The organism is Enterobacter sp. CRENT-193 (genome assembly GCF_002787395.1).
Classification (GTDB): Bacteria; Pseudomonadota; Gammaproteobacteria; order Enterobacterales; family Enterobacteriaceae; genus Enterobacter; species Enterobacter hormaechei_C.
On record NZ_CP024812.1, the window covers coordinates 2746965 to 2768050 of the forward strand.

General features: G+C 52.4%; 41 protein-coding genes, 1 tRNA gene and 2 pseudogenes. 28 read left to right on the plus strand and 16 right to left on the minus strand.

From position 1 onward, the window contains the following. Position 1: 1 nt before the first annotated feature. From CU081_RS13610 to CU081_RS13660, 12 genes are all read right to left on the minus strand, one after another. On the minus strand, positions 2-718 hold the full coding sequence (locus CU081_RS13610; protein ID WP_072058660.1) for a DNA cytosine methyltransferase: 717 nt from the start codon (positions 716-718) through the stop codon (positions 2-4). Further along, positions 715-1377, minus strand: coding sequence for an MT-A70 family methyltransferase (locus tag CU081_RS13615; protein ID WP_058663640.1), 663 nt, complete (start codon positions 1375-1377; stop codon positions 715-717). The genes CU081_RS13610 and CU081_RS13615 overlap by 4 nt, the downstream gene beginning before the upstream one ends. Continuing rightward, entirely contained in the window at positions 1353-1880 is a 528-nt protein-coding gene (locus tag CU081_RS13620) for a hypothetical protein (RefSeq protein WP_058663639.1), read from the minus strand. Before CU081_RS13620 ends, CU081_RS13615 begins: the two co-directional genes overlap by 25 nt. Beyond that, positions 1877-2026 (minus strand): DUF1317 family protein, encoded by a 150-nt coding sequence (locus CU081_RS13625; RefSeq protein WP_058663638.1) that lies wholly within the window; start codon positions 2024-2026, stop codon positions 1877-1879. The genes CU081_RS13620 and CU081_RS13625 overlap by 4 nt, the downstream gene beginning before the upstream one ends. Next, on the minus strand, positions 2023-2451 hold the full coding sequence (locus tag CU081_RS13630; RefSeq protein WP_058663637.1) for a hypothetical protein: 429 nt from the start codon (positions 2449-2451) through the stop codon (positions 2023-2025). Before CU081_RS13630 ends, CU081_RS13625 begins: the two co-directional genes overlap by 4 nt. Further along, on the minus strand, positions 2448-3128 hold the full coding sequence (locus tag CU081_RS13635) for a lambda exonuclease family protein (protein ID WP_058663636.1): 681 nt from the start codon (positions 3126-3128) through the stop codon (positions 2448-2450). The genes CU081_RS13630 and CU081_RS13635 overlap by 4 nt, the downstream gene beginning before the upstream one ends. Then, positions 3125-3970 carry a phage recombination protein Bet gene (gene bet, locus CU081_RS13640; protein WP_058663635.1) on the minus strand — a complete coding sequence of 282 codons (846 nt, stop codon included), beginning with the start codon at positions 3968-3970 and terminating at the stop codon, positions 3125-3127. Before bet ends, CU081_RS13635 begins: the two co-directional genes overlap by 4 nt. Before the next feature lie 17 nt (positions 3971-3987). Beyond that, a complete protein-coding gene (gene gamL / locus CU081_RS13645) occupies positions 3988-4272 on the minus strand; it encodes a host nuclease inhibitor GamL (protein ID WP_045330311.1) in 285 nt (94 codons plus the stop codon). 71 nt (positions 4273-4343) lie between these two features. Next, a complete protein-coding gene (locus CU081_RS13650) occupies positions 4344-4553 on the minus strand; it encodes a cell division protein FtsZ (protein ID WP_006809788.1) in 210 nt (69 codons plus the stop codon). Beyond that, positions 4550-4708 (minus strand): hypothetical protein, encoded by a 159-nt coding sequence (locus CU081_RS26290; protein WP_057059821.1) that lies wholly within the window; start codon positions 4706-4708, stop codon positions 4550-4552. Before CU081_RS26290 ends, CU081_RS13650 begins: the two co-directional genes overlap by 4 nt. Further along, complete coding sequence (locus CU081_RS13655) at positions 4705-4974, minus strand: hypothetical protein (protein WP_058663634.1); 270 nt, start codon at positions 4972-4974, stop codon at positions 4705-4707. Before CU081_RS13655 ends, CU081_RS26290 begins: the two co-directional genes overlap by 4 nt. Before the next feature lie 158 nt (positions 4975-5132). Beyond that, positions 5133-5666: a hypothetical protein gene (locus CU081_RS13660; RefSeq protein WP_072203011.1), complete on the minus strand. Its 534-nt coding sequence runs from the start codon at positions 5664-5666 to the stop codon at positions 5133-5135. A gap of 328 nt (positions 5667-5994) precedes the next feature. Between CU081_RS13660 and CU081_RS13665 the strand changes: the two genes are divergently transcribed. Further along, positions 5995-6192, plus strand: coding sequence for a hypothetical protein (locus tag CU081_RS13665; RefSeq protein WP_058691551.1), 198 nt, complete (start codon positions 5995-5997; stop codon positions 6190-6192). A gap of 137 nt (positions 6193-6329) precedes the next feature. On the opposite strand, the gene CU081_RS26530 is transcribed toward CU081_RS13665, so the two are convergent. The 3 genes and pseudogenes from CU081_RS26530 to CU081_RS13675 all read right to left on the minus strand — a co-directional run bounded on the left by CU081_RS26530 (position 6330) and on the right by CU081_RS13675 (position 8039). After that, positions 6330-6770: an NYN domain-containing protein gene (locus tag CU081_RS26530; RefSeq protein ID WP_226343055.1), complete on the minus strand. Its 441-nt coding sequence runs from the start codon at positions 6768-6770 to the stop codon at positions 6330-6332. Positions 6771-6833: 63 nt separating this feature from the next. Further along, positions 6834-7187: pseudogene (locus tag CU081_RS26535) on the minus strand (hypothetical protein); the annotation flags it as partial. A 192-nt stretch (positions 7188-7379) separates the two neighbouring features. After that, positions 7380-8039 (minus strand): LexA family protein, encoded by a 660-nt coding sequence (locus tag CU081_RS13675; RefSeq protein WP_058663706.1) that lies wholly within the window; start codon positions 8037-8039, stop codon positions 7380-7382. 108 nt (positions 8040-8147) lie between these two features. Between CU081_RS13675 and CU081_RS13680 the strand changes: the two genes are divergently transcribed. The 25 genes and pseudogenes from CU081_RS13680 (at position 8148) to CU081_RS13810 (ending at position 18615) form a co-directional block, all read left to right on the plus strand. Beyond that, entirely contained in the window at positions 8148-8366 is a 219-nt protein-coding gene (locus CU081_RS13680) for a helix-turn-helix transcriptional regulator (RefSeq protein WP_022650973.1), read from the plus strand. A 30-nt stretch (positions 8367-8396) separates the two neighbouring features. After that, positions 8397-8939 carry a toxin YdaT domain-containing protein gene (locus CU081_RS13685; protein WP_047724847.1) on the plus strand — a complete coding sequence of 181 codons (543 nt, stop codon included), beginning with the start codon at positions 8397-8399 and terminating at the stop codon, positions 8937-8939. 133 nt (positions 8940-9072) lie between these two features. Continuing rightward, positions 9073-9801, plus strand: coding sequence for a helix-turn-helix domain-containing protein (locus tag CU081_RS13690; protein WP_047724849.1), 729 nt, complete (start codon positions 9073-9075; stop codon positions 9799-9801). Further along, complete coding sequence (locus CU081_RS13695) at positions 9783-10577, plus strand: replication protein P (RefSeq protein WP_047724852.1); 795 nt, start codon at positions 9783-9785, stop codon at positions 10575-10577. The genes CU081_RS13690 and CU081_RS13695 overlap by 19 nt, the downstream gene beginning before the upstream one ends. Then, complete coding sequence (locus CU081_RS13700) at positions 10574-10873, plus strand: hypothetical protein (RefSeq protein ID WP_047724854.1); 300 nt, start codon at positions 10574-10576, stop codon at positions 10871-10873. Before CU081_RS13695 ends, CU081_RS13700 begins: the two co-directional genes overlap by 4 nt. Beyond that, entirely contained in the window at positions 10870-11166 is a 297-nt protein-coding gene (locus CU081_RS13705; RefSeq protein ID WP_047724857.1) for a DUF4406 domain-containing protein, read from the plus strand. The genes CU081_RS13700 and CU081_RS13705 overlap by 4 nt, the downstream gene beginning before the upstream one ends. Further along, on the plus strand, positions 11163-11471 hold the full coding sequence (locus CU081_RS13710; protein ID WP_053004007.1) for a hypothetical protein: 309 nt from the start codon (positions 11163-11165) through the stop codon (positions 11469-11471). Before CU081_RS13705 ends, CU081_RS13710 begins: the two co-directional genes overlap by 4 nt. Further along, positions 11468-11854, plus strand: coding sequence for an ead/Ea22-like family protein (locus CU081_RS13715; protein WP_047724860.1), 387 nt, complete (start codon positions 11468-11470; stop codon positions 11852-11854). The genes CU081_RS13710 and CU081_RS13715 overlap by 4 nt, the downstream gene beginning before the upstream one ends. 1 nt (position 11855) lies before the next feature. After that, positions 11856-12059, plus strand: a complete 204-nt coding sequence (locus CU081_RS13720; protein ID WP_047724863.1) for a hypothetical protein — start codon at positions 11856-11858, stop codon at positions 12057-12059. A 3-nt stretch (positions 12060-12062) separates the two neighbouring features. Next, entirely contained in the window at positions 12063-12584 is a 522-nt protein-coding gene (locus CU081_RS26540; RefSeq protein WP_058663707.1) for a hypothetical protein, read from the plus strand. 3 nt (positions 12585-12587) lie between these two features. After that, entirely contained in the window at positions 12588-12782 is a 195-nt protein-coding gene (locus CU081_RS13730; RefSeq protein WP_058663708.1) for a hypothetical protein, read from the plus strand. A gap of 276 nt (positions 12783-13058) precedes the next feature. Continuing rightward, the gene (locus tag CU081_RS13740) at positions 13059-13313 is read left to right on the plus strand and encodes a hypothetical protein (protein WP_058663710.1); all 255 of its coding nucleotides are present in this window, start codon (positions 13059-13061) and stop codon (positions 13311-13313) included. 145 nt (positions 13314-13458) lie between these two features. Then, complete coding sequence (locus tag CU081_RS13745; protein WP_023330682.1) at positions 13459-13740, plus strand: hypothetical protein; 282 nt, start codon at positions 13459-13461, stop codon at positions 13738-13740. 210 nt (positions 13741-13950) lie between these two features. After that, positions 13951-14400, plus strand: coding sequence for a recombination protein NinB (locus CU081_RS13750; protein WP_058663711.1), 450 nt, complete (start codon positions 13951-13953; stop codon positions 14398-14400). Next, positions 14393-14563: a NinE family protein gene (locus CU081_RS13755; RefSeq protein WP_058663712.1), complete on the plus strand. Its 171-nt coding sequence runs from the start codon at positions 14393-14395 to the stop codon at positions 14561-14563. Before CU081_RS13750 ends, CU081_RS13755 begins: the two co-directional genes overlap by 8 nt. Continuing rightward, positions 14556-15161 carry a recombination protein NinG gene (locus CU081_RS13760; RefSeq protein WP_058663713.1) on the plus strand — a complete coding sequence of 202 codons (606 nt, stop codon included), beginning with the start codon at positions 14556-14558 and terminating at the stop codon, positions 15159-15161. Before CU081_RS13755 ends, CU081_RS13760 begins: the two co-directional genes overlap by 8 nt. Next, positions 15158-15358, plus strand: a complete 201-nt coding sequence (locus CU081_RS13765; protein WP_072206104.1) for a hypothetical protein — start codon at positions 15158-15160, stop codon at positions 15356-15358. Before CU081_RS13760 ends, CU081_RS13765 begins: the two co-directional genes overlap by 4 nt. Continuing rightward, positions 15345-15461, plus strand: coding sequence for a hypothetical protein (locus CU081_RS26545; protein ID WP_023330677.1), 117 nt, complete (start codon positions 15345-15347; stop codon positions 15459-15461). The genes CU081_RS13765 and CU081_RS26545 overlap by 14 nt, the downstream gene beginning before the upstream one ends. Continuing rightward, complete coding sequence (locus CU081_RS13775; protein WP_058663714.1) at positions 15458-16147, plus strand: bacteriophage antitermination protein Q; 690 nt, start codon at positions 15458-15460, stop codon at positions 16145-16147. Before CU081_RS26545 ends, CU081_RS13775 begins: the two co-directional genes overlap by 4 nt. A gap of 474 nt (positions 16148-16621) precedes the next feature. Next, positions 16622-16696 (plus strand) — tRNA-Ile (locus CU081_RS13785). A 189-nt stretch (positions 16697-16885) separates the two neighbouring features. Then, positions 16886-17191 carry a phage holin family protein gene (locus CU081_RS13790; protein ID WP_122008274.1) on the plus strand — a complete coding sequence of 102 codons (306 nt, stop codon included), beginning with the start codon at positions 16886-16888 and terminating at the stop codon, positions 17189-17191. Continuing rightward, a complete protein-coding gene (locus CU081_RS13795) occupies positions 17178-17618 on the plus strand; it encodes a lysozyme (RefSeq protein ID WP_044704956.1) in 441 nt (146 codons plus the stop codon). The genes CU081_RS13790 and CU081_RS13795 overlap by 14 nt, the downstream gene beginning before the upstream one ends. Next, the gene (locus tag CU081_RS13800; RefSeq protein WP_044704953.1) at positions 17615-18001 is read left to right on the plus strand and encodes a DUF2570 domain-containing protein; all 387 of its coding nucleotides are present in this window, start codon (positions 17615-17617) and stop codon (positions 17999-18001) included. The genes CU081_RS13795 and CU081_RS13800 overlap by 4 nt, the downstream gene beginning before the upstream one ends. Further along, positions 17985-18080: pseudogene (locus tag CU081_RS26835) on the plus strand (Rz1-like lysis system protein LysC); the annotation flags it as partial. The gene CU081_RS13800 and the pseudogene CU081_RS26835, both read left to right, overlap by 17 nt. Before the next feature lie 319 nt (positions 18081-18399). Then, the gene (locus CU081_RS13810) at positions 18400-18615 is read left to right on the plus strand and encodes a hypothetical protein (protein ID WP_046695771.1); all 216 of its coding nucleotides are present in this window, start codon (positions 18400-18402) and stop codon (positions 18613-18615) included. Between the two features lie 59 nt (positions 18616-18674). On the opposite strand, the gene CU081_RS13815 is transcribed toward CU081_RS13810, so the two are convergent. Further along, entirely contained in the window at positions 18675-19010 is a 336-nt protein-coding gene (locus tag CU081_RS13815) for a hypothetical protein (RefSeq protein WP_022651103.1), read from the minus strand. A 27-nt stretch (positions 19011-19037) separates the two neighbouring features. Between CU081_RS13815 and CU081_RS13820 the strand changes: the two genes are divergently transcribed. Both CU081_RS13820 and CU081_RS13825 read left to right on the plus strand, forming a co-directional pair. Continuing rightward, positions 19038-19553: a terminase small subunit gene (locus CU081_RS13820; RefSeq protein WP_044704358.1), complete on the plus strand. Its 516-nt coding sequence runs from the start codon at positions 19038-19040 to the stop codon at positions 19551-19553. Next, positions 19553-21025: a terminase gene (locus tag CU081_RS13825; RefSeq protein ID WP_044704357.1), complete on the plus strand. Its 1473-nt coding sequence runs from the start codon at positions 19553-19555 to the stop codon at positions 21023-21025. The genes CU081_RS13820 and CU081_RS13825 overlap by 1 nt, the downstream gene beginning before the upstream one ends. Positions 21026-21086 lie beyond the last annotated feature (61 nt).

Below are 21086 nucleotides of genomic sequence, written 5' to 3' on the forward strand. Positions count from 1 at the left end.
CTCATGGCTTGGTGAGCATGGAGAATGCTGTTGCTGCCACTCGAGGAACCTGTCCATTGCCAAGGGCTTTAATTTGGTCCACCCTATGGGCCACCCCATTAGCCACTCTTCCCACCTCGGGTTCAGAAGGCCACCAACCTGGTCGTTGAGGTTCCGTGAGCGTCGCGGATCGTTCCATCTGTCCAGAGAACCGGACCGGTAATCCCTCGCCTGCGGTGTAGCGAACATTTCTCCCGACCAGCCACAAACGGTCTCGCTTATGAGGCGCGCCAAGTTCTTTTGCTGAAACACGACTCCACTGGCAATCAAACCCAATTTCGGCAAGGTCACTGATGACCACGGCAAGCCCTCTTCCAATAAGGAGGGGTGAGTTTTCCACGAATACGTATTCAGGTCGTACCTCATCGATGATTCGTGCCATTTCTTTCCATAGGCCTGATTTGTCACCATCGATTCCTGCTCCACGACCGGCCGAGCTGATGTCCTGGCACGGAAATCCTCCAGAAACGACGTCAACAATTCCCTTCCATGGCTTTCCGTCAAAACTGCACACGTCAGACCAAATCGGGAAAGCTCTGAGGATTCCATCGTTTTGTCGTTGCGCGAGAACTTGTGCTGCGTAGGCATCACGTTCAACTGCGCAAACTGTTCGCCAGCCAAGGAGGTGTCCGCCGAGTATTCCCCCGCCAGCGCCTGCGAAAAGAGCCAACTCATTCATGCCACCTCCATTTTTAAAACTTCAACTGCGCAGCCGGGCAGAAGTTCTACCGCGGCGGTGGCGCACTGGTTTCCCCAGTGGTGCCAGCCTGGCGCCGCGCTGCGGCTAAACAGCTCAATGCGCGGAACATCACCGTAGAGCATCTCCAGCCTGTGCCGCACTTCCCACGGCTTTTCGCTGTGCGCTCCGAGCGGGCTGTATACCACCTGCTTAATCCCTGCGTGCTTTCGTTCCAGCCCGGCGCCGCGGGTGGCAATCAGCAGGTCTTCGGTATTGGCCCGGGTGTGGTTGCCACCGTTCATACGCGTCTCGGCGTTAAGCAGATCGAGGAAGTCGTAAAAGTCGGTGATTTCACCCTCGGCCAGCGCCTTGTTGATGCGCAGCTCGGCGTTCTGATTCAGCTTCACCCAGGTAAAGCCCTTCATCGTGCGAATGGTAAATCCCCAGGCCTCGGCCAGTTCGATAGCCTCCTGGTTATGCGTGCCGGTGTACCACATCGCCAGCACTGCGTTTTCGGCGGCAAGCTCCCACACAGGCAGGCGCTTTATGTCGATGAGCTTCATGGTGGAGTAGTGATCGCCAGCGGCTCCGTTACTGATGGTGTTGCCGTAAGACCATGGCGGATCGGCCATAATTAAGCTGTATTTTTGATTCGGCATCTTCTTCCTCCCATCAGAGAAACGACACGGTTGAAATCTTCATAGCTCTCAATATTCCGTGAATAATCAAGCATCCTTTGGGTGCCGTTGGAATAAACTCTCCCTGGGTAAATTCCATTCGAAGATCTAAACTCCATCGTCTGGATAAGCGTTCCAGGGTTTTTTGTGCTGGCTAGCTCCGCCGTAGACATGAACGCTATCTTCTCTTCATCGATGACAACGAAGGCGTAGAAGTCACACGTCCTAAGTGACGCGGCACGGGCATAACCTTTCCCCGTTCTCGTGCCGAACCGGTAAACACTTTTTGATTTTCCGTAATCGCGCATTTTCAGCGTCGAGCGAACTTGCCCCTTAAGGAGCCTACCGTTGGCCTCAACCACAATGTCGTATGGCAACCCCTGGTCTGATGGGAAACAAACAAAACCCTGCTTGGCCAGCTTAAAAATTGCGTAATATTCTCCGCACTTCCCCAGCTCAAGCTCGCTGACATATTCTTCGCTCATGCCGCCTCCTGCCTTTCCCGATATTCCTCAGCGAGCTGGTCCTTTAATGGATTGCTGACCACTTCACCCCATGGCATTAGCCAGCCGTTACCAATGAAGGGAAGGCATAGTGTGCCAACCCTGATGTCGTCGTGAGCGTGAGTCATAGGATGGACTCCATTTCGTCAATGTAGAGGCCCTTAGCAATTAGGCGGCGACGGCGGGCGGCACGCGCTATGCACTCCTGCCGTCTGCCTTCCTGCGATTGCTCTATAGCGCGCCGGGTGAACAGGCGCGATTTACCTTGCGGCGTTACAACCTTCGGCTTCGTGACGAGGTCGAAAGTCCGGTCGCAGATGCCGTCCTCGTTGATCCACTTTTCCGACTCAACGATCTGCGCTATCTGTCCGGAGCCGCGGGTAATACCGTTTGCTACCCGGTTAAACTCGATGAGCGTTACGCCAAACTTCTCAGCGATTTCGCTGCCGGTTACCGGGCGGCCGCGCGTCTGAATCATCCAGATAACGCGCTCACGAAGGCCGGAGAATTGTCCGGTTCGCCCGGGCCTGCGGTAGAAGGGTGTGCGTTTCATTTCCACTGCTCCCCGAATGTGAAGCCGATCTCCGCCAGCGCCTCGTCCATCTTCTCGATAAACTCCGGCACCATTTCGTTGAAATCGGTCATGTACTGCGAATCCCGTTCAACGACGACGTGGTGAATGCCTTCGCGCTTCATGCGCGGGTCGTAGTTGGCAAAGAACCAGGCCTCTTTTCCCGTCACCCACATGCTGTACTGCACCTGGGCCATGTACGCAGACTTGATGGCTTCGAAACCGCCAAGGCGGAATTTCATGAAGTCGCGGGATGTGAACGGGCATTTCAATTCGAGGCCGAAATCATTACTGCAAAGGCCGTCAGGGGAGCATGCAGTGCGCATGCTCTCGTCACGGAACAGGATCGGAGACTCCGTGACTTTCACGTCGGTGGTGAACTCGAAGAGGGTGCGGGCGTCTTCTTCGTATTGCTTGCCCCAGGCCAGCGCCTTGGCGTTAACCTCTGGCGCGACGCCGGTGCATACCTCGGCGAGCAGCGTGTGGAAGTAGGACATTTTCATGTCTGTCCACTTCTTTCCCGATCTTGGCTTGGCGATGACGTTGTGCACTTCAGAGGCGGTGATAACGCCGAGGCGCAGCCTGTGCCACGCCTCGTCGCCTTGCTGAATAGTGGTTACGTCAATACCGGTCCGGGCAAGGATAATTTCTGGTGTCATGCTGCCGCCTTAGCCCTTTTCTGAAGGAAGCCAAACCCTTTCTGCGCCTCTTCTTCAGTGAGTTCTGACGCCTCAAGAATTTGCCGTTTGAAGATGTCGCTGCACAGTGGGAGGAAGTCTTTCTCCCAGTCTTTATCCAGGGCTGTTAAGAGATCGGTGATCGCCTGGAGTGTTTCTTCGCTTGCTGCTGGTGGAAGTGATTCTGTTGTGCTGCGGGGAGTGACGTCACGGATATCAACATCCAGTGATTTTCCTTCCATTTCTTCGGCGGTAGGCTGCTGTCCAATCTCAGGCCATGCCTTACGCAACGCCTGGGCTTCTGCGCATTTAGCCAGCTGGCCGTATGGGCGCTTTTTCCACATCGCGTTCGGCGCCGTGGTGTCGCGTCCGCCGGTGGCGTAGTTTTCAATCCAGTATTCTTTGGCGCTGAACTCGACGATCTCTCCGCTAGGCATGCGCTTGTAGACGGTGTATTTGCACCACTGAGGGAAGGTTACCTCGACACCAGAAAGCGTCTGCGTCGTGTCTGGACCGAACTCTGGTTCGCGGGCGCCGGCATAATCGCCGGAACGGTCTGCCTGAATACGGTAAAGCCCGATTCCCGGCATGACCACGTCGCGCCATTCGCTTTTACCCGTTCTTGAGTCTTTGACGCTCATCGGCACCAAGTGGACAGGCTTCAGTAGTGGATCCAGTTGGCGGGCACGGCAGTAATCGAGCGCCATCATTACCGATTCGTCTTTGGCGCCAGGGTAGATACTGTTCTTCAGCGCGCTCCAGGTAGCGACGTCGATACCTTTTTCCGCCAGCGCACTCGCCGTGATTGTTAATTCGTTTGCCATCGTTAATCCCCTCAAAATTAAAACGGGCAGCCGGTACGGTGTTCCCAGTCGTATTCCGCCTGGGCGTAAGCAACTGCCGAAATGAAATCGTTGTAGGCCTCGCCAGCTTTATCGCTGCGAAGTCCTTCGTATGGACTGGAGTCAATCGGGATCGTGAAGTGGAAGAGGCCGGACGGCTCATTTGGCATCATGTCGATGATTTGCTGTGCCCTGTCGTCGATCCACTTCTCCTTCTCGTCGGTGAGCTGCTGCTCAACCCAGCGCCGTTCTTCGATTCGGTCGTAAGTGAGGTATGCGTTCATGGCTGAACTCCTGAAATTTGGATGTGCAGATCCCGCCCGCAGAAGCCAGGCCGATCGGTTGAATAGGGTGGTTAGTGCTGGATAGGGTTGCCGTGACCGTCCAGAAGAACGTCAATCACGCAGTCACTGAGGCGGATGATTTCTGCATCGGTGTGCAGGTATACCCATTTTCGCTCCTGAATGACTGCTGAGACGCGATAAGTTCGGCCTTCATGCATTGCCATCATGCCGGGCGTGACGCATTGGCGAATGAGTGGGGTGGTGCCGTAATGGTTGATCATACCTTCACCTCAACCTGTTTCAGGAGGCCAGCGATATGCATCTGCCAGCGGTTCAGCACCAGTTTTTCCCGCGGTGCCGATACCGACGTCAGCTGCCACTCGTTATCGTTGAGCTTTTTGGCGGTGTACTGCTTGCCGTTGTGGGTGACTGTCATGATTCAGTCTCCAGGTGCCCGTTGCTGCGCAACCATGCGATAACTTCATCTACATCAAGCCGTTCAAGAATGTCTTCGATGTGACCAGCGGCCTCAGCCCAGTCTATGTAGTCATCAAGATCGATTTCCTGAAAGAGCGCTTTCCCTTCAATTTCAGAGACAAGGTCTGAGAGTTCCACGCCACGAACTTCTAAATTGACGTGGTCGCGGTAACCACTTGTTGAAACATCAATACCTGTAGCTTTCACTGCAAAATCAATTGTCATAAATCCTCTTGGCCTTATCGCGGCGAACGGAACAGTTAATACAAGACTTCAACGCATTTATTCAGTGTTTCAATGGGCGGTGGATGGCCGCCGGTTGTCATAACTAAGCCGCCTCGGAGAAGCGACTGAGGTATGAAAAAACCCGCCGTGGCGGGTCTTCAGAAATAGTATTTGTGGTCGTGCATCGCTCGCTCGAGGATTACCTTTGCATCTTCAAAGCTCGAAGATTCAAAAGCCTCTCTTATGGCCTTAGCCAGGCAAGTCGCATCGCTTTCATAGTCATCAGCTCTGCTTTCCCAGTTTGATGCCTCTTCTTCAGCCTCATAAAGGCGATCGCCATACTCGCACTCGAGTTCCTGGCGCACTTCATCACGAAGCTTCTCCTTGATGATTTCGGAGGCTTCTTCAATCGGCATTGTTTCCAGAATCGTCTCTGGCTGATGAGTGCCGTATTTCAGTGAGATGTCAGTAGCAAACATGCAACCTCCAAAAAAATGCCCGCGCGCTGGCGGGCCAAGAAGACTTTTCCAATCCAACCAGAACACGATCATCGTCTCCTGTGCGGTTGAGATGGCAGTATTACCATCACCAAGCATCGGCGCCCGGTGCTTGAGGTTGGCTCTGTAGTTACCCGCTGATGCGGGAGAAATGCTTTGTGGTGGAGTGCTCCGGATTCGAACCGAAGTTTTCATGGGTGATCAGTCCATGCAGGCCCAGCCACACCCCACTACAAAACATTCCAGTTACGCACCATTGCCGCTCTCCCTGAGCCCGCCGGGCGTCCGACGCATGGTTTACTGTCGCGCCGTTCGACTGACCGAATCTCCACTTCGCCGCTGGCTAACTTCGCTCAGCTGTCGATGTTTCGTTTCGATGGATTGAATATACAAAACGTATTCTTATCATGCAATACGAAATGTATAATTGGTGGGTGGTTTTGTGATAACAAATTGTATTCTAAGGTGATTTATTTTTTTAAATACCAGTGCTACGCTTAAAAAAACAGCAGGAGGGATGTGCATGGTTCTGGATGAAGAGCGTATAAGCATGAAAATTCAGGCGATGGGGCGGGCGGTCATGGAGTTGTCACTGGCTGATTTACCCATTACCCAGCAAAACATCATCGACAAGCTGAAGCAGTACCGGAAGGAAACAGGAAACGTGATAGGGAAGGGAGCTAACAGGGATGATGCGGAGTTGGTGAGGAAGGGGCAATAAAAAAGCCCGCACGGGCGGGCAGGTAGTGTTGCGATAGTTATTGTTATCAGCTTCAGGCTGGATAGTTATCGGCAGAATGGGGGATAGCTTTATGGGTGGGCAATAAAAAACCCGGCGCGGTGGCCGGGCTTAATAGACTAACGCTTATTCCTTTGGTGCTTCTTTGCTGCATCAACTTGGGTGCTTCCATATTCGCGCTTGCCGCTATTACTCTTACCCCTGGCCTTCCCTTTTTTGCGGTCTTCCCACCATTCAGGGGCTGGGTTGGGCTCAGCATGCAAAGCGTCGGCAAGGCCTGATATCAAACTATATGACTGGACCCCATCAATGTGTTCCGACAAAGAAGGCGTAACATTCTGCCTGAGTGGATCGAGAATGAAGTCAATCCCTTTAATCCTGGCGTGTTTAGCTGCGGGTACAAAATCTGAATCGCCAGCGACTAGTACAATAACATCAACAAGTTTTTCATAAGCCAGAGTGGTTATGTCCATTCCAAGCTTGATGTCCACCTGTTTTTGCTTAATGTCATAGTAAAAGTCATCATTAGTCAGTTGATCCCATTTCTTCGTCCCTTTCATAAGCGCGTCAAGGGAGAAAGTTGTCAACTGCCAGCGCTTATTATCAACGAGATGACCAAGCCTTAAGGCTGTTTTCCGAGTTTTTCTTAATTCTTCATGCAGCTCGGTTCTCAAAATATAAGATTTCTCAAGCTTAAAGTTTTTGCGGCCAGTCGTCTTGTTTCCCGGGTCTGGAAGCGGGAGGCGGGTTTGAATGTCTAAAGGTGGGCAGTCATAAAAGTAAATTCTATAAAGTTCAAGAGGATCTCTCCGTTCTTGAGATTGCCGCTTTCCGTTTAAATGGGAAAGAACCATAGACCATATGACTTTCATGATGCACTGCGCTGTAAGCTCATGTTCAGCAAAGTGCTTACGATGCGTCGAGTGCACCCTTTGCATGAAAAATCCTGCATCAATTAAAATTGCTGCCTTCTTCATAAAAATCCCAAAAAAAATAGCCCAGAGCCGTTATGCAGATATTAACAATTGTCTGCGAACGGGGCTGGGCTTGGTTTGATAAATCTATGCCAAGTTAACTAGGCCGTCAACACAAAATTGTATATTTTACTATTGTCAACCATAGAGGGATGACCATCTACCTACTATACGCCGACCAGAACACCTTGCCGATCAGACCAGCCGCATCTTCGTCTCTACAGCAACACCGATAATTCGACAGTTACCATTAATCGGCACGAGTGGCCATTGCGGGTTAAGGCCCTTCAGGTACTTCTGCCCACCATCGATCACCAGCTTCTTAAATGTTGCCTCGTTCGAATCGGATAGCTTTGCTATTACCAGACTGCCATTTACCGCATCTCTACCGGTGTCGAAAAGTACATAGGTTCCTTCAGGTATGCTCAAGCCAGTAGGGGCTGTCATTGACTCGCCCTCAACGAGCAACCAGAACGCGTCACCCTGAATGTGAGCATTCGACTCAAGCCACAGATCTATATCTTTTAGGGTGTATGGCTCAACCGCTTCGCACCATGAACCAGCCTGGACACTGCTGATTACTGGATACTTGTTACCAGGATTGTAGGGGCCAGCGTACTCCACATCACCCTTAAGCGTGTCGTCAATGATCATACCGCCAGCTCCTACGGAGAAGTTCTTTTTGCCAAGGAACTGCAATATTTTTGCGATCTCGGAAAGGCTTGGCTCACGCCGAGCGTTCAGCCAATGACTTACCGCACCTTTAGTAATACCGAGGTGCTCCGCCAGCTGTTCCTGATTGATGCCCTGACTTTTCATCAGGGTCTTAGCTAAGTCGTACCATTTCATAGTCATACCCGAATGATACAAGTTGTATATATTTGCGCGAGCCACAATTCGTATATTTTACTTGCGAACAAAGAATACAAAACGTATATTTAAGTTGTTTAAAGGAGACCCGACATGAACAATATCCGAAAAATCCGCAGAAACATCGGTTTGACTCAGCGACAGATTGCCGAAGAGCTGAACCTGTCGACAGGTGCGGTTTGCCATTACGAAAAAAATAAACGCAGCTTAAGCCTTGAGCAGTGCCGGGCGATTGTTGCAGCTCTGAATAAGCATGGCGCTTCAGTAAGCGTTGATGACGTTTTTCCACCAATCAGCAACAACGCCGCCTAATTGGCGGCCCTAACCACGAAAGGGAAAGCAATGCATTCACTTGCGTATCAACACAATACCGGAATACACCCGGGAGCGATGATAAACCGCGCTCAAGCTAAAGCGGCGCCAGACCACGAAAAGATCCGCGATGCGGTTCGGGCATGGTCGTCGGCGCTGGACAATCAGGACGTCGTTTCGGCGCTGATCATCAACGAATACCGGGAGCAGGGCGGGACCGCCATCAGCTTCCCGGAAGACATCAGCAGGGCGCGCCAGAAACTTTTTCGCTTTCTGGATAACCGTTTCGACTCTGAGCAGTACCGCGAGAACGTGCGCCAGCTGACGCCCGCAATCATGGCCGTGCTGCCGCTGGAATTTCGCAACCGCCTGGCGCCGCAGAACGACACGATGTCGCTGATCGCCTCTGCGATGAAAGAGTGCGCCGAAGCTAAACAGGCCGTGCTACTGGACGCTCCAGAGCATCAGAAGCTGAAAGAGGTAAGCGAGGGTATTGCGTCGCTGTTCCGCCTCATGCCGGAGCAGGCAGGACCGTTGATGACGATGGTCACGTCGATGCTGGGGGTTATGTGAGAAGTACAGAAATGGCGAAAGCCGCGGTGCTGTAACACCAACGGCTTTCAGGTGCAATAAACGTCAGTCAATTGCGAGGCAATTATGCCAAGTAAATCAAAGAGAGTAAACAAACCGGAGGTAGCACGTGAGCATGTCACTTATGGCGAAAGCAATGGGGGTCAAAGTGGGAAACTCACTGCGTAAGCTCGTCCTGATTAAGCTGGCTGATAACGCCAACGACAAAGGCGAATGCTGGCCTTCGTATCAACACATCGCCGACCAATGCGAATGCAGCCGAACGGCTGTTCGTAACCATATTGATGCGCTTGAAGAAATGGGTCTTATCAAGCGTGAGAACCGTGTCGGCGTCAACAACGGAAAAGGTAACACGTCAAATGTGTATTACCTCAAATTAGATGCCACCCCTATGCCATTAAATGGCACAGGGGTATGCCACGACGAAGCACCCCCTATGCCATCAGATGGCACACCCCCTGTGCCACCAGATGGCACCAGAACCAGTCACTCTTTTGAACCAGTCATTGAACCTAACTCTCTCTCTGGGCGCGAAGGTTTTATGAGCGAAGCCGCTAAACGTCGGATCGGTATTTCACCAAACGGGGAGATTCCATTCCCGCCCCTGTTTAAGCCGTCGGCAGATCACATTGCCATGGCTGCCGAGAAGGGGGTGAGCATTGAAACTGAGCTGCTGAACTTCCGGGACTATCACCTTTCCCGTGGCACGCAGCTAATCGACTGGAATTCGGCTTTCAGAGTCTGGATCCGGAATGCCAGGGTTAACCCGCTGGCTAAGCGTGGTCGTGCCGAGCAGGAAGCGCCTCACTGGAACAGCCGCGAGGGATGGGAGGACTTCCTGTGAATAATCAGATTATGCAAGCCGTTAACGGCCGTGATGGCGCGCTACTTTCCAGAATGGCGAACGGAAGTAACGACCAGCAGAAGGTTATCAACCCTGAGGCTGAGGGGCTTGTTGATTCTCTCTTTCGGCAGCTGAAGCAGATTTTCCCTGCGTCTACGCAGACAAACCTGAAAACTGACGCAGACGAGAAAACGGCAAAGCGTCAGTGGATCGCAGCGTTTTCAGAGAATGGGATCCGCACACGCGAACAGCTTTCTGCCGGAGTACGGCACGCCCGCGCCAGTGAATCACCTTTCTGGCCGTCGCCGGGGCAATTCATCAAATGGTGCAAGGATAGCGGCACGGTGCTTGGCATTGGCCTGGCTGATGTGATGAATGAGTTTCATCGGTATAGCCGCGAAAAAGGGCTGCATACCGGCGGAGCAGAAGCTTTCCCGTGGTCTCATGACGTCATGTACTGGATTGTGACCGATACGCGCAGAGCGATGTACCAGCGCCAGCTGAGCGAGGCTGAAACTGAAAAATACGCGTCAAAAAAACTTGAGGAATGGGCGCTGAAAGTTGCTGGTGGGGAAAAAATACCATCTCCCATCCTGGCGCTCGAGAATTCTGATGAAGTGATCCCGACAAATCACGTGAGCCGTCAGGCCGGTTATCACCCGGAAGGAAAAAGCTTCGGGTGCATGCCAAACGCAGCGACTCTCGGAGCTCTAACCCCGGCCCAATGGCTTTGGGAAGAGTATCAGCGCGGGAAAGAGAGAGGGCTTATCCAATGAAAGGCAAACAGGCAATCCTGCGTTATCTCGAAACGCACCGGACCTTCACCGCGAAGGATGTGGCCACAGAGTGCGGCATGACCATCAACTGCATCACGAAGAACGCTATCGATCTGGAGCGGGCCCGCAAGATTGTCCGGGTGAACAAGGTCTGGCGAACGGTGACTTATCGCCTGGCGACGCCAGAAGAACAGGATGGCACCGCGCGCAGCTGCACCAACGGAATATTTCAGGAGTGCCGCAACAGCGCGGCTATGAAGCGAGTATTGATGGTTTGGGGGAGGGTAGGGGTATGAAAATTTACATCGCAGGACCAATGACGGGTTACGAAAACTACAACCGTCCGATGTTTAACGCAGTAGCACAGCAGATGTTATCAGGTGGTCATGTGGCATTAAATCCGGCCACGCTCCCGGATGGTTTATCTCAGCGTGAGTATATGGACATCTGCCTGGCGATGCTTCGCTGCGCCGACGCCATTCACATGCTGCATGGGTGGAAAGAGTCGGAAGGTGCCGTCGCTGAGCATGCCATGGCTAAAAAGCTGGGAATTAAAATTTCTTACCAATTTGAAGGATCTGCCGCATGAAACCAACATACGAAGAACTGGAAGCCAAGTGCGCGGCGCTGGCTGCGGAGAATGCGGGGCTGAAGTCAGCGATTGAAAAGCATGCTGACAGTTACATCATGTGCGGATATTGCCGAACTGAGCGCGATGGCAAGAACGACGATGTTTGTGAAGTGCTTGATTCAACCCCAGCGACCGACGCTTTCCTGGCTGAAGTGCGGGCGCAGGGTGTGGATATGGCAGCCAAAAGCGACCAATTTTCAACATGGGTGCAGCAGGGGCTGCGTAGCTTCGCCATCGGCGTTCGCCAAGGGGATGAACAATGAGCAACATCGACAAACTGGGGCTGCGCCTAACAGCAGAAAAAGCGAAAGATAACTTCATGCCGAACTTCATGGTCCCCACTCGGGATGTGCTGGCGCTGCTGGATGAGCTGGAAGCCAAGGAAAAGAGGATTGCTGAGCTGGAGGCACAGGAGGTGCGTGAAGAGGGTAATCAATTCCTCGTTGTTCGTCATCCCGGAAGGTCTCCAGTAATCAAGCACAGCGCTGGCGACCTCGAAGGCTTTCTGCGCCAACTACTTGAGCATGACCCTATGGCAACCATCGACATAATCACACACAGATATTACGGCGTTGGTGGTCAATGGGTTCAGGATGCAGACGAATATCTGCAAATGATGGCAGCCGCAGCCGGTAAAGGAGAGTGATATGGCTGATAAATGTGATCGCTGTGCCGTCGGAATTATCGGCACAAAGTCGATCCTCGCCGGTGACTGGAAGGCTGCCGAAGCCGATTTTGAAAAATTAATCGAAGACTGGAATGAGAAGACAAAGCGCTTTGCTATTCCGCACCCTGGCTTCGCTCGTAAATTCTTTTACTGCCCACTGTGCGGCAGCAAGGTTGAGGACTAACCCATGACATTAACCAAAGAATGGCTCCAGCAGACAATCGCGGAGCTTGAAGAAGAGCGCGATGCAGTGCCCGGAGTTGTAAACGAAGATGCGGCCATGGCGCTTGCGGCGATGAAGCGGGCGCTGGCATCGCTCGAAGCGGAGGCGGTGGCATTACGTGACGAGCGTTCAGGTAGTGGAGGTATCAGCAAGAAGCCTAGCTTTAATGACCTACCGCATGGCACACCGTTATACCCCGCACCGCCAGCGCCGGTAGGAATGAAAGACCATCAGATCCGTGAGCTGGTGAACGAGCTGCGTGATATAGCATTCAAGTATCACGGGAGCCAGCAGCTTCGTGAACACATTGCTCGCACAATACGCGCCGCCATGCTTCAGGGTGCCGAACGTGGAAGTAATCGTGATGAGTTGACGGATGTTGTAAATGGCTTGCTTGCTGTCATGGATGAATATCCAGAAACCCTTGTTCCAATTAACAGGGATTCAGCACTAGTTAGACAGTTACGCGTCGCGGCAGGAGACTAAATAATGGGTTTAAAAATTTACGGCAATAACTTCTCAGGTAGCGAAGTTGGATACCAATTCAAAACTGAGATGAAAATGACTTGCCAGCAGTGCAAGCACACGGAATTCGTGAAAGGTAACTTGATTGAGGACGTCAAATGCCCTGCATGCGGTGGTAATGATCTGGTCTTTGAAACGTCAGCACCGCAGCAGGAGTAATTGGATGCCAAAATTCAAGAGAATAATCATTAGTTACTTCAGTGGAGAGCCAAGGGAGTTAATGAGGAAAGCGGGGTTTACATGGAAGTTTACTAGGCCTGTTCCGATAGCTGACTGTGTTGAGTTTTATTGTTGCGAGCGTAAGAAAAAAGGGCCGTTACCTGAAAACTTTCGTAGTGTCGGATGGAGTGATGAGGGAGCATTTTCATACTTCACAGAAGAGCAGATTGAGGCATGTAAGCAGTGGGCAGCAGCACCGCGGCAGGAGGTGAAGTGATGGGCAAGTTTACTTTCGTCATTGAGTTCGAAGACGGCAAGGAGCCGCCAGTACATGCCCATATGGAAGCTTTCGGCGGGAGGGTTGTTGCGGTCGCGTTCCGTGATGCATTGAGCGAGGACAATCCTCCGAAGACGATCAATACATATCCTCAGGTGCTTAGCGAGATGCGGTGCTTTATCTGCAATGGTAAGCACCCGATCGGTATCGCCTGCCCATTAAGTTCGCCAACAGTGGTGTCTCATGATGCCTAACCCATTCGATGCAGAAAGGCTGTAAGAAAAAATAGCAAACTATTTTAACTCATTGATATATACACATGTTTTACAATTTAACAGCTTCATTTCCTCTTTCTTGGTGGTACATTCATTTGGCGATGTAAGACCAACAGGAGGCGTTATGAGTATCGATCAACTTTGCATGAAACAAGAGTGTTGGGCATTGGAGATGCTTGGTAGGGTTGGCGCTTTAACGCAGTGCCCCCATCATGAGGGCGCTTATGTTGATGAAGGCGTAGATGAGGCTAACATCTATAAATACGCAGCTGGAGCTTATAAAAAAAGCAATGGTGGTCATCCATTTGAAAATTTTAAAGAGATGACTGATGCCGTTAAAGGCGCATACGAAGAGCACGGTGGAAATGATGTTTGCCCGCTGTGCTTTAAACGCGTGGACGACTAACTCATTGGCCTCTCCGGAGGCCTTTCTCTTACGTTGATTTTGTTGAATCAACCGTCCATAATCATGTCATCGGAGCCTGAACAACTCCGGTGACTTCTGCGCATTTAAGGGGACTTAAATGCGACCACAATCTGAACTCCTCACCTTGCCACAGATGCAGAAATGCACCTGCGATTTTCTGCATTCTGCGTTACCTCTCGGAGGTGGCGTATGAAGCAGCACTACTGCATCGTTAACGACACCGTTAAAGACAACCTCATAGCGTACATTCGCACCCTGCCAGTAAACCCTCGCGCGCCGATGGTGGTCGAGGCCCGGGAGGAGACCCGCACAGACAAGCAAAACCGCCTGATGTGGCCGCTGCTGAAAGACCTGTCTGACCAGGTGGTTTGGCACGGCGAAAAGCTGACCCGCGAAGAGTGGAAGGACCTGATCACCGTTCTGGTGAATCAGACTCAGGACCAGGAGCAGAAATCCGCGCCGGGCATCAACGGCGGCCGCGTTTATTTCGGCGTCCGCACATCCAAATCCAGCAAGCGCTACATGGTCGACGTCATTGAGGCAATTTACTGGTTCGGCACCGACCGCGGCGTGAAGTTCTCCGAAGCATCCAATAGGCGCATCGCCTGGGCGCAAGAGTGGAGGTCTTCCCGTGGGTAGTCCTCTCGCGCGCGTCATCACAAATCACATCTTCAACGTTCCGGCGCGCCGCAAGCGTAAGGCCGTGGTTAAGCCGTCCGATATCCCGACCCTTAAGGGCTACACCGCCCGCCTAGTTGATCAGAAATGGCTGCGCCTCGCGGCACGGAGGAAACATGCGTAAACCATCCCGCCGTAAGTGCAAAGTATGCGGTGAATACTTCTTGCCGAAATTCCACGACATCCGGATCCGCTGGTGCAGCCCGGAGCACGGCGCAATCCTCGCGATGGAAGAACGCGAGAAGGAGAGGGTTAAGGCCGCGGCGAAACGCATCAAGGAGCAGCATGAAGCTGAGAAAGCAGATCGCCGGCGCCTTGCTGAGAAGAAGCAACAGGTTAAACCGCTCAGCTACTTCATCAAGCAGGCTCAGCAGGCTTTTAACGAGTTTATCCGCTACCGCGACCGCCATTTGCCTTGCATAAGCTGTGGCCGCCACCACGAAGGCCAGTACCATGCCGGCCACTTCCGCACGACCGGGGCTAATCCAGAGTTACGCTTCGACGAAGACAACTGTCATCGGCAATGTGCCCCCTGCAATAACCATCTCTCAGGGAACCTCATCAACTACCGACCTGCACTCATTCAGAAGATAGGGCAGGCTCGGTTTGATGCGCTGATGGGCCCACACGAGCTACCGAAATGGAAGCGTGAAGATTACATCCGCCTTCGTGACGAGTACCGCGCGAAGCTAAAAGCACTTAAACAGCGGGAGGCTGCATGAAGGCATTCACTCCAGCTGAAGCGAGAAAGTTCGTTGCCAGCACTTGGTATGAAACGACGCAGCTTTCTAAAAGAGAAAGGCTGTATGCAAAAGCTCGCGAACTGATAAGCGGCGATCGAGCGGAAATTATCTGTCAGACAGAAACCCCTGAATACAGAAAGTCAGCACGGGAGTGGTGGAATCATGACCAGAGCTGATTTCGAAAAGTACCAGGCCGAAAGCGTTAAGCGCGCCAACCTGCCGCCAGTAGCCAAGCACAGCCAGACCAAAACCAACCAGCCACAGAAGGAAGCCGCATGAACAGTCAGCAACTGGAATACGTACGTCAGCAGCTCATTGTGGCGACCGCAGATCTGAGCGGTGCTACGAAAGGGCAACTGGTAGCTTTCGCAGAGAACGCGCAATTCACCGCGACAGCGCGCAGCCGGGGCCGGAAGAAAATCACCGACCCGGTCACCGGTCGGAAAGTGAACCCTGAGGGGACGCCGATGAGCGGCAGCCAGTCGCGCGCCAAGGGCTCATCCATCGCGCTGGTCAGCCCGGTAGAGTTCGGTACAGCGTCATGGCGCCGCGCCGTGCTGTCACTGGATGAGCATCAGAAAGCGTGGCTGCTGTGGAACTACAGCGAGAATATCCGCTTCGAGTACCAGGTGGCGATAACTCAGTGGGCGTGGGCAGAGTTCAGGGAGCAACTCGGCGCGAAGAAGGTGGCCGGCAAGACGATGGAACGCCTGAAGAAACTTATCTGGCTGGCGGCGCAGGACGTCAAAGCGGAGTTGGCGGGGCGTGAGACGTACGAATATCAGGCGCTGGCAGAAATGGCTGGCGTGGCGAAGTCCACCTGGACGGAAACGTATCTGCCTCACTGGCTGACTATGCGGACCACATTTAAGCGGATCGATAGCGGTGCGCTTATCTCAGTAACGCGATCACGTTCACAACAAAAGGCGACAAATTCGCACGCAACTCTTGCAAAACCGAACTGAAACGCATATATTTCATGTAAATCTGATATCGTCGCCATAGCTTCGTAGGTCGACAAAGAATTAAGAGCCTCGCCATCGTGCGGGGCTTTGTTTATTGTGCTTTCTGTAAACCAAATGGTCGTTAAAAGTTAAAAATCATTTTTTACTTATGTAAAATGTGGCCTCCAGTTAAAACAGAGAGGCCTCATCATGAAGAACTTCCAGCTTTACGTTGGCGGCACTAACAACATCACCTATCGTTACGAAATCAGAAAGGTGGATGATGCTTTTAGTGTTCGAATATTCAACGTCAAAAACAAGTTGCACAAAGAGGTCGGTTGTAAGTCGCTTCGCTTTGTGTCAGCTCATGATGTTATCGATGAGTGCACATCGCATTACAGGAGGCACGCTGAAGGCCTAAGAGGCTTTTTACGTGGGCTCAAAATGTGGTGAAGTTGCAACTCAACAGACAGGTCGCTCAGGCGGCCTTTTTATTTTCCTGTAGCTAAGCGGTAAAGCTCCCAAATCATAATTGGTTGATTGCTGGTTCGAATCCAGACGGGCGACCCAAACCCAGTACCTGGGACCCTTCGGCCATAGAGCCGACATTGCCTTACCCTCATCTTCCCGGCCTGTCGCCGGGTTTTTTATTCAGGCCGCAGACAATCAATTCCAGATGCCACGTATCTATCGTGTCTGACGGCCTTTCCCCACTACACAAACAGCACCCCGTTTTTCGGAGGTGATATGGCTAAACGTATGCAAGATAAAGAAAGCATTGCCGGAGTGTCATGGCTGATTGTCCTTGCCCTGTCATGCTGGGGCGGCCTGGTCCGATACCTTATTGACGTGAAGCAGAACAAAGCCACCTGGAGCTGGATTAACGCGCTGGCACAAATTGCAGTGTCCGGTTTTACCGGTCTCATTGGTGGGCTGATCAGCGTTGAAAGTGGGCTGAGCCTTTACATGATTCTGGTTACGTCTGGTATCAGCGGAGCGATGGGCTCAGTGGCACTGACGTACTTCTGGGAACGCCTGACGGGGATGAAGAATGCAAACCAGTGAGAAAGGCATTGCCCTGATCAAGCAGTTCGAAGGCTGCAAACTCACCGCGTACCAGGACAGCGTCGGAGTGTGGACGATTGGCTATGGCTGGACTCAGCCTGTCGACGGTAAACCAATCTGCGCCGGGATGACGATTAAGCAGGAAACGGCAGAGCGTCTGCTGAAAACTGGGCTGGTCAGCTACGAAAGCGATGTGTCCCGCCTGGTCAAAGTTGGCCTGACTCAGGGGCAATTCGACGCCCTGGTGTCGTTCACGTACAACCTCGGCGCCAGGTCACTGTCGACATCGACCCTTCTGCGAAAACTCAACGCCGGTGATTACGCTGGCGCTGCCGATGAGTTCCTGCGCTGGAACAAAGCTGGCGGCAAAGTCCTTAACGGGCTGACTCGTCGGCGTGAGGCGGAGCGCGCTCTGTTTCTGTCGTGATTAGCGCGCTGGTAAAGCGTTACTGGGTGCATATAGCTGTCGTGGCGCTGATTGCTCTGATGGCATTAATTATGCGCCACTATAGACAGAGTGCCTTGGAATACCGAGATCAGCTCGATAAAGCGACGGTCAGGGCAGAAACATCGGAGGCGATCACCAGCAACGTGATCACCACGATGAACCTCATCCGTGACATCTCACAGGCTACCCAGAATGCAAAGAACGAACTGGCTCAAAAGAGCGAGACACGCATTGTCTACATCAAACAGGCGCTTGAAGGCGATCCGTGCGCTAACCAGCTTGTTCCTTCTGCTGCTGCTGACAGCCTGCGGGAATACGCAGACAGTTTACGTTCCGGCTCCAGTGGTGCCGATAAGCGCTGACCTGACAGCAGACACGCCGATCCCCGGAATGGTGGTTCCGTTCACGTGGCAGGCAAGTCTGGAGTTAAACGCTCAGCTCTATACGGCGCTGGGGCAGTGCAATCTGGATAAGGCGGGGATTAGAAGTATTGAAGAACGCCGTAATGCTGTGCAATCAGCAGACAAATGAGATGGATGATGTCGTTGATTGCTGGTGCGAAACTATTAATGAATTGCATGATTTCTCCTTCTTAAGGCTGTACGGTTCCGAATGTTTAACCTAAGTCAGTTTCGAATCTCAGGTTCTATAGTGGTCTCTAATTATTTTGCTGCGGATCCCTTCCATTAGGAGTGGTCTTTAATGCAGATATCACTTTGTCCAACATGTTGGACTTCACAAGCGGATAAAGAGGCTCTCAATGTCCGACATCTACCAAATCACGCTAACCACCCAAACAGGCGAAACCTTCACGGGCAAGATGTCACGACGTCAGCCTGAGCTGGTGAACGGCTTTGTGCCGCTGGCGACCGAAACGGGCGAGTGGCTTTACTTCGCTCCTGACGACGTGAAGCGCGTGCAGTTCACGCCAGTACCGGCAGAGCAGACCGAACTGTTAAACGAGATGGCAGATTAGCCGAAACAGAGGCGACCACGCTGATAGATCAGGCCGCCAAATATAAAAATGGTTATGAATTACTCGCGCTGAATTCTTTCCCATTCAGCCTTGTAATGCTCCTTCTCGTCGACGCATGAAGGGCATAGCAGCCCTCCATAATACATTTCATTTTCAATAGCACTTTCGAGATCGTCACCCTCAAGGATGACTTGGCAGTCGTTATGATGTCCTCCCGGGTTGGTTACTCCATCACATTTCTCGGTTAAGAAAGGGTCTAAAACAGCCTGTTGCTTTGCGGTTAGGCTGTCGTACCCATTATCAACTGCTCTTTGGGCTATTCCTGGAACCATCGCATTTTGATTATGAAAACGATCATGTTTTAGCATCGCATCAAGAAGTGATTCTGTAGACATATAAACTCCTTTTAACTTGGAATAAACATGGCACTCACCGACAAGCAAGAAATGTTCTGTCGCGAGTACCTCATCGATTTAAACGCCACGCAAGCGGCTATTCGGGCGGGGTACAGCGCAAAGACAGCTAACCGCACCGCGTCCGAAAACCTGTCAAAACCTGACATCCAGTCCAGAATTGCCGAACTTAAAGCGCAACGCAATGATCTGGTTGGTATAAATGCGACATACGTCCTGAATCGTCTCGTTGAGATTGACCAGATGGACGTGCTGGATATCCTGACCTCGACCGGAGAGTTGAAGCCGGTTTCTCAGTGGCCGAAGGTCTGGAGGACAACGCTATCGGGGCTGGATGTCGTTGAGATGTCAGCCGAGGGAAACACCGCCGCACTGCTCAAGAAGATTAAGTGGCCTGATAAGGTGAAGAACCTTGAGCTGATTGGTAAGCACATCGATGTCCAGGCATTCCGTGAGCAGGTGAAAACAGAGCACGTAGTTGATTCAATATCTGACCTGATGGATTCACTGTCTCAGGGGGCGTAATGAAACCTGAGCACCTCAAGCTGCTGGCCGACAAAGACTGGCGGCTTAACAATCTCTACTGGATCACCGACAAAGAGGGAAAGCCAACGCGCTTCAGGATGACGCCTGAGCAGCGGGAATACTTCGAGGGGATCCACACCCGAAACATCATCCTGAAAGCTCGACAGCTCGGTTTCACCACTGAGGTGTGCATCATCCAGCTCGACGCGGCTCTGTTCGAGTCGGCGAAGTGCGCCCTGATTGCCCACACGCTGAATGACGCAAAGCGTTTGTTCCGAGAAAAGGTGAAGTACGCATACGACAAGCTGCCAGCAGAGATAAAGGCGGCCAACCCGGCGAGCAATGACTCGTCTGGTGAGCTGGTCTTTAAGAAGGGCGGCTCGCTATACGTCAGTACGTCGTTTCGTGGTGGTACGCTGCGCTACCTTCACGTTTCCGAGTTTGGAAAGATATGCGCCAAGTATCCGGACAAAGCCCGTGAGATCGTCACTGGTGCGTTTGAGGCGGTATCGACGGGATGCTTCGCTACTATCGAGAGCACGGCAGAGGGACGGGCGGGTTACTTCTTTGATTACTGCCAGACGGCAGAGAAGGCGTTGCTACAGGGCAAACCCTTATCCGCGCTGGACTGGAAGTTTTTCTTCTTCTCCTGGTGGAAGAACCCACAGTACGCAATCGACCCGGTCGAACCTCTGCCGGTGCGCCTGCTGGAATACTTCGCAGAGATGGAAGCGAAGCACGGCGTAGTCGTCAATGAGCGCCAGAAAGCCTGGTACTACGCCAAAGAGAAAACTCTCGGCGACGATATGAAGCGCGAATACCCGACCATTCCGGCTGAGGCGTTCCAGCAGTCGGTCGAGGGCGCGTACTACGCCAAGCAATTCCGCTGGCTCTACACCAATAAGCGGATCGGCCAAATCCCGGATAACTCACACCTCCCGGTGCACACGTTCTGGGATATCGGCGTGGGGGACTCCACGGCGATCTGGTTCGTTCGCGAGGTCGGCGAAGAATTCCACATCATCGACTACTACGAAAACTCCGGAGAGGGGCTGAGGCACTACATGAAGGTGCTGAAGGATAGGGGTTATGAGTACGGTGAGCACTGGGGTCCGCACGACATCGATAACCGTGAATTCGGTGCTGACGCCAAATCCCGCAGAGAACTTGCCCGTGAAGGGTATGAAATCGACGGGCAGGTTTACAGCATGACGTTTCAGGTGGTTCCGAAAGTGGGAATAGACACTGGCATTGAGTCGGTGCGCGAAATCCTTCCGTCCTGTGTATTCGATGAGGAGAAGTGTGCCGAGGGCATATCTCACCTCGAGGGCTACCGCAAGGAGTGGGACGACAAGCGCGGGTGCTGGAAAGATAAACCGCTTCATGACTTCACATCACACGGTGCTGACGGCTTCCGTTACTTTGCAGTAGCGAAGAACAATCACAAGCAGGTCGGCGCAGTATTCTTCTAAGGAGCTCATCAGTGAGTGAATTAAGCACCGGGGAGCAGTTCCTCGTTAATGCCCTTGCTGA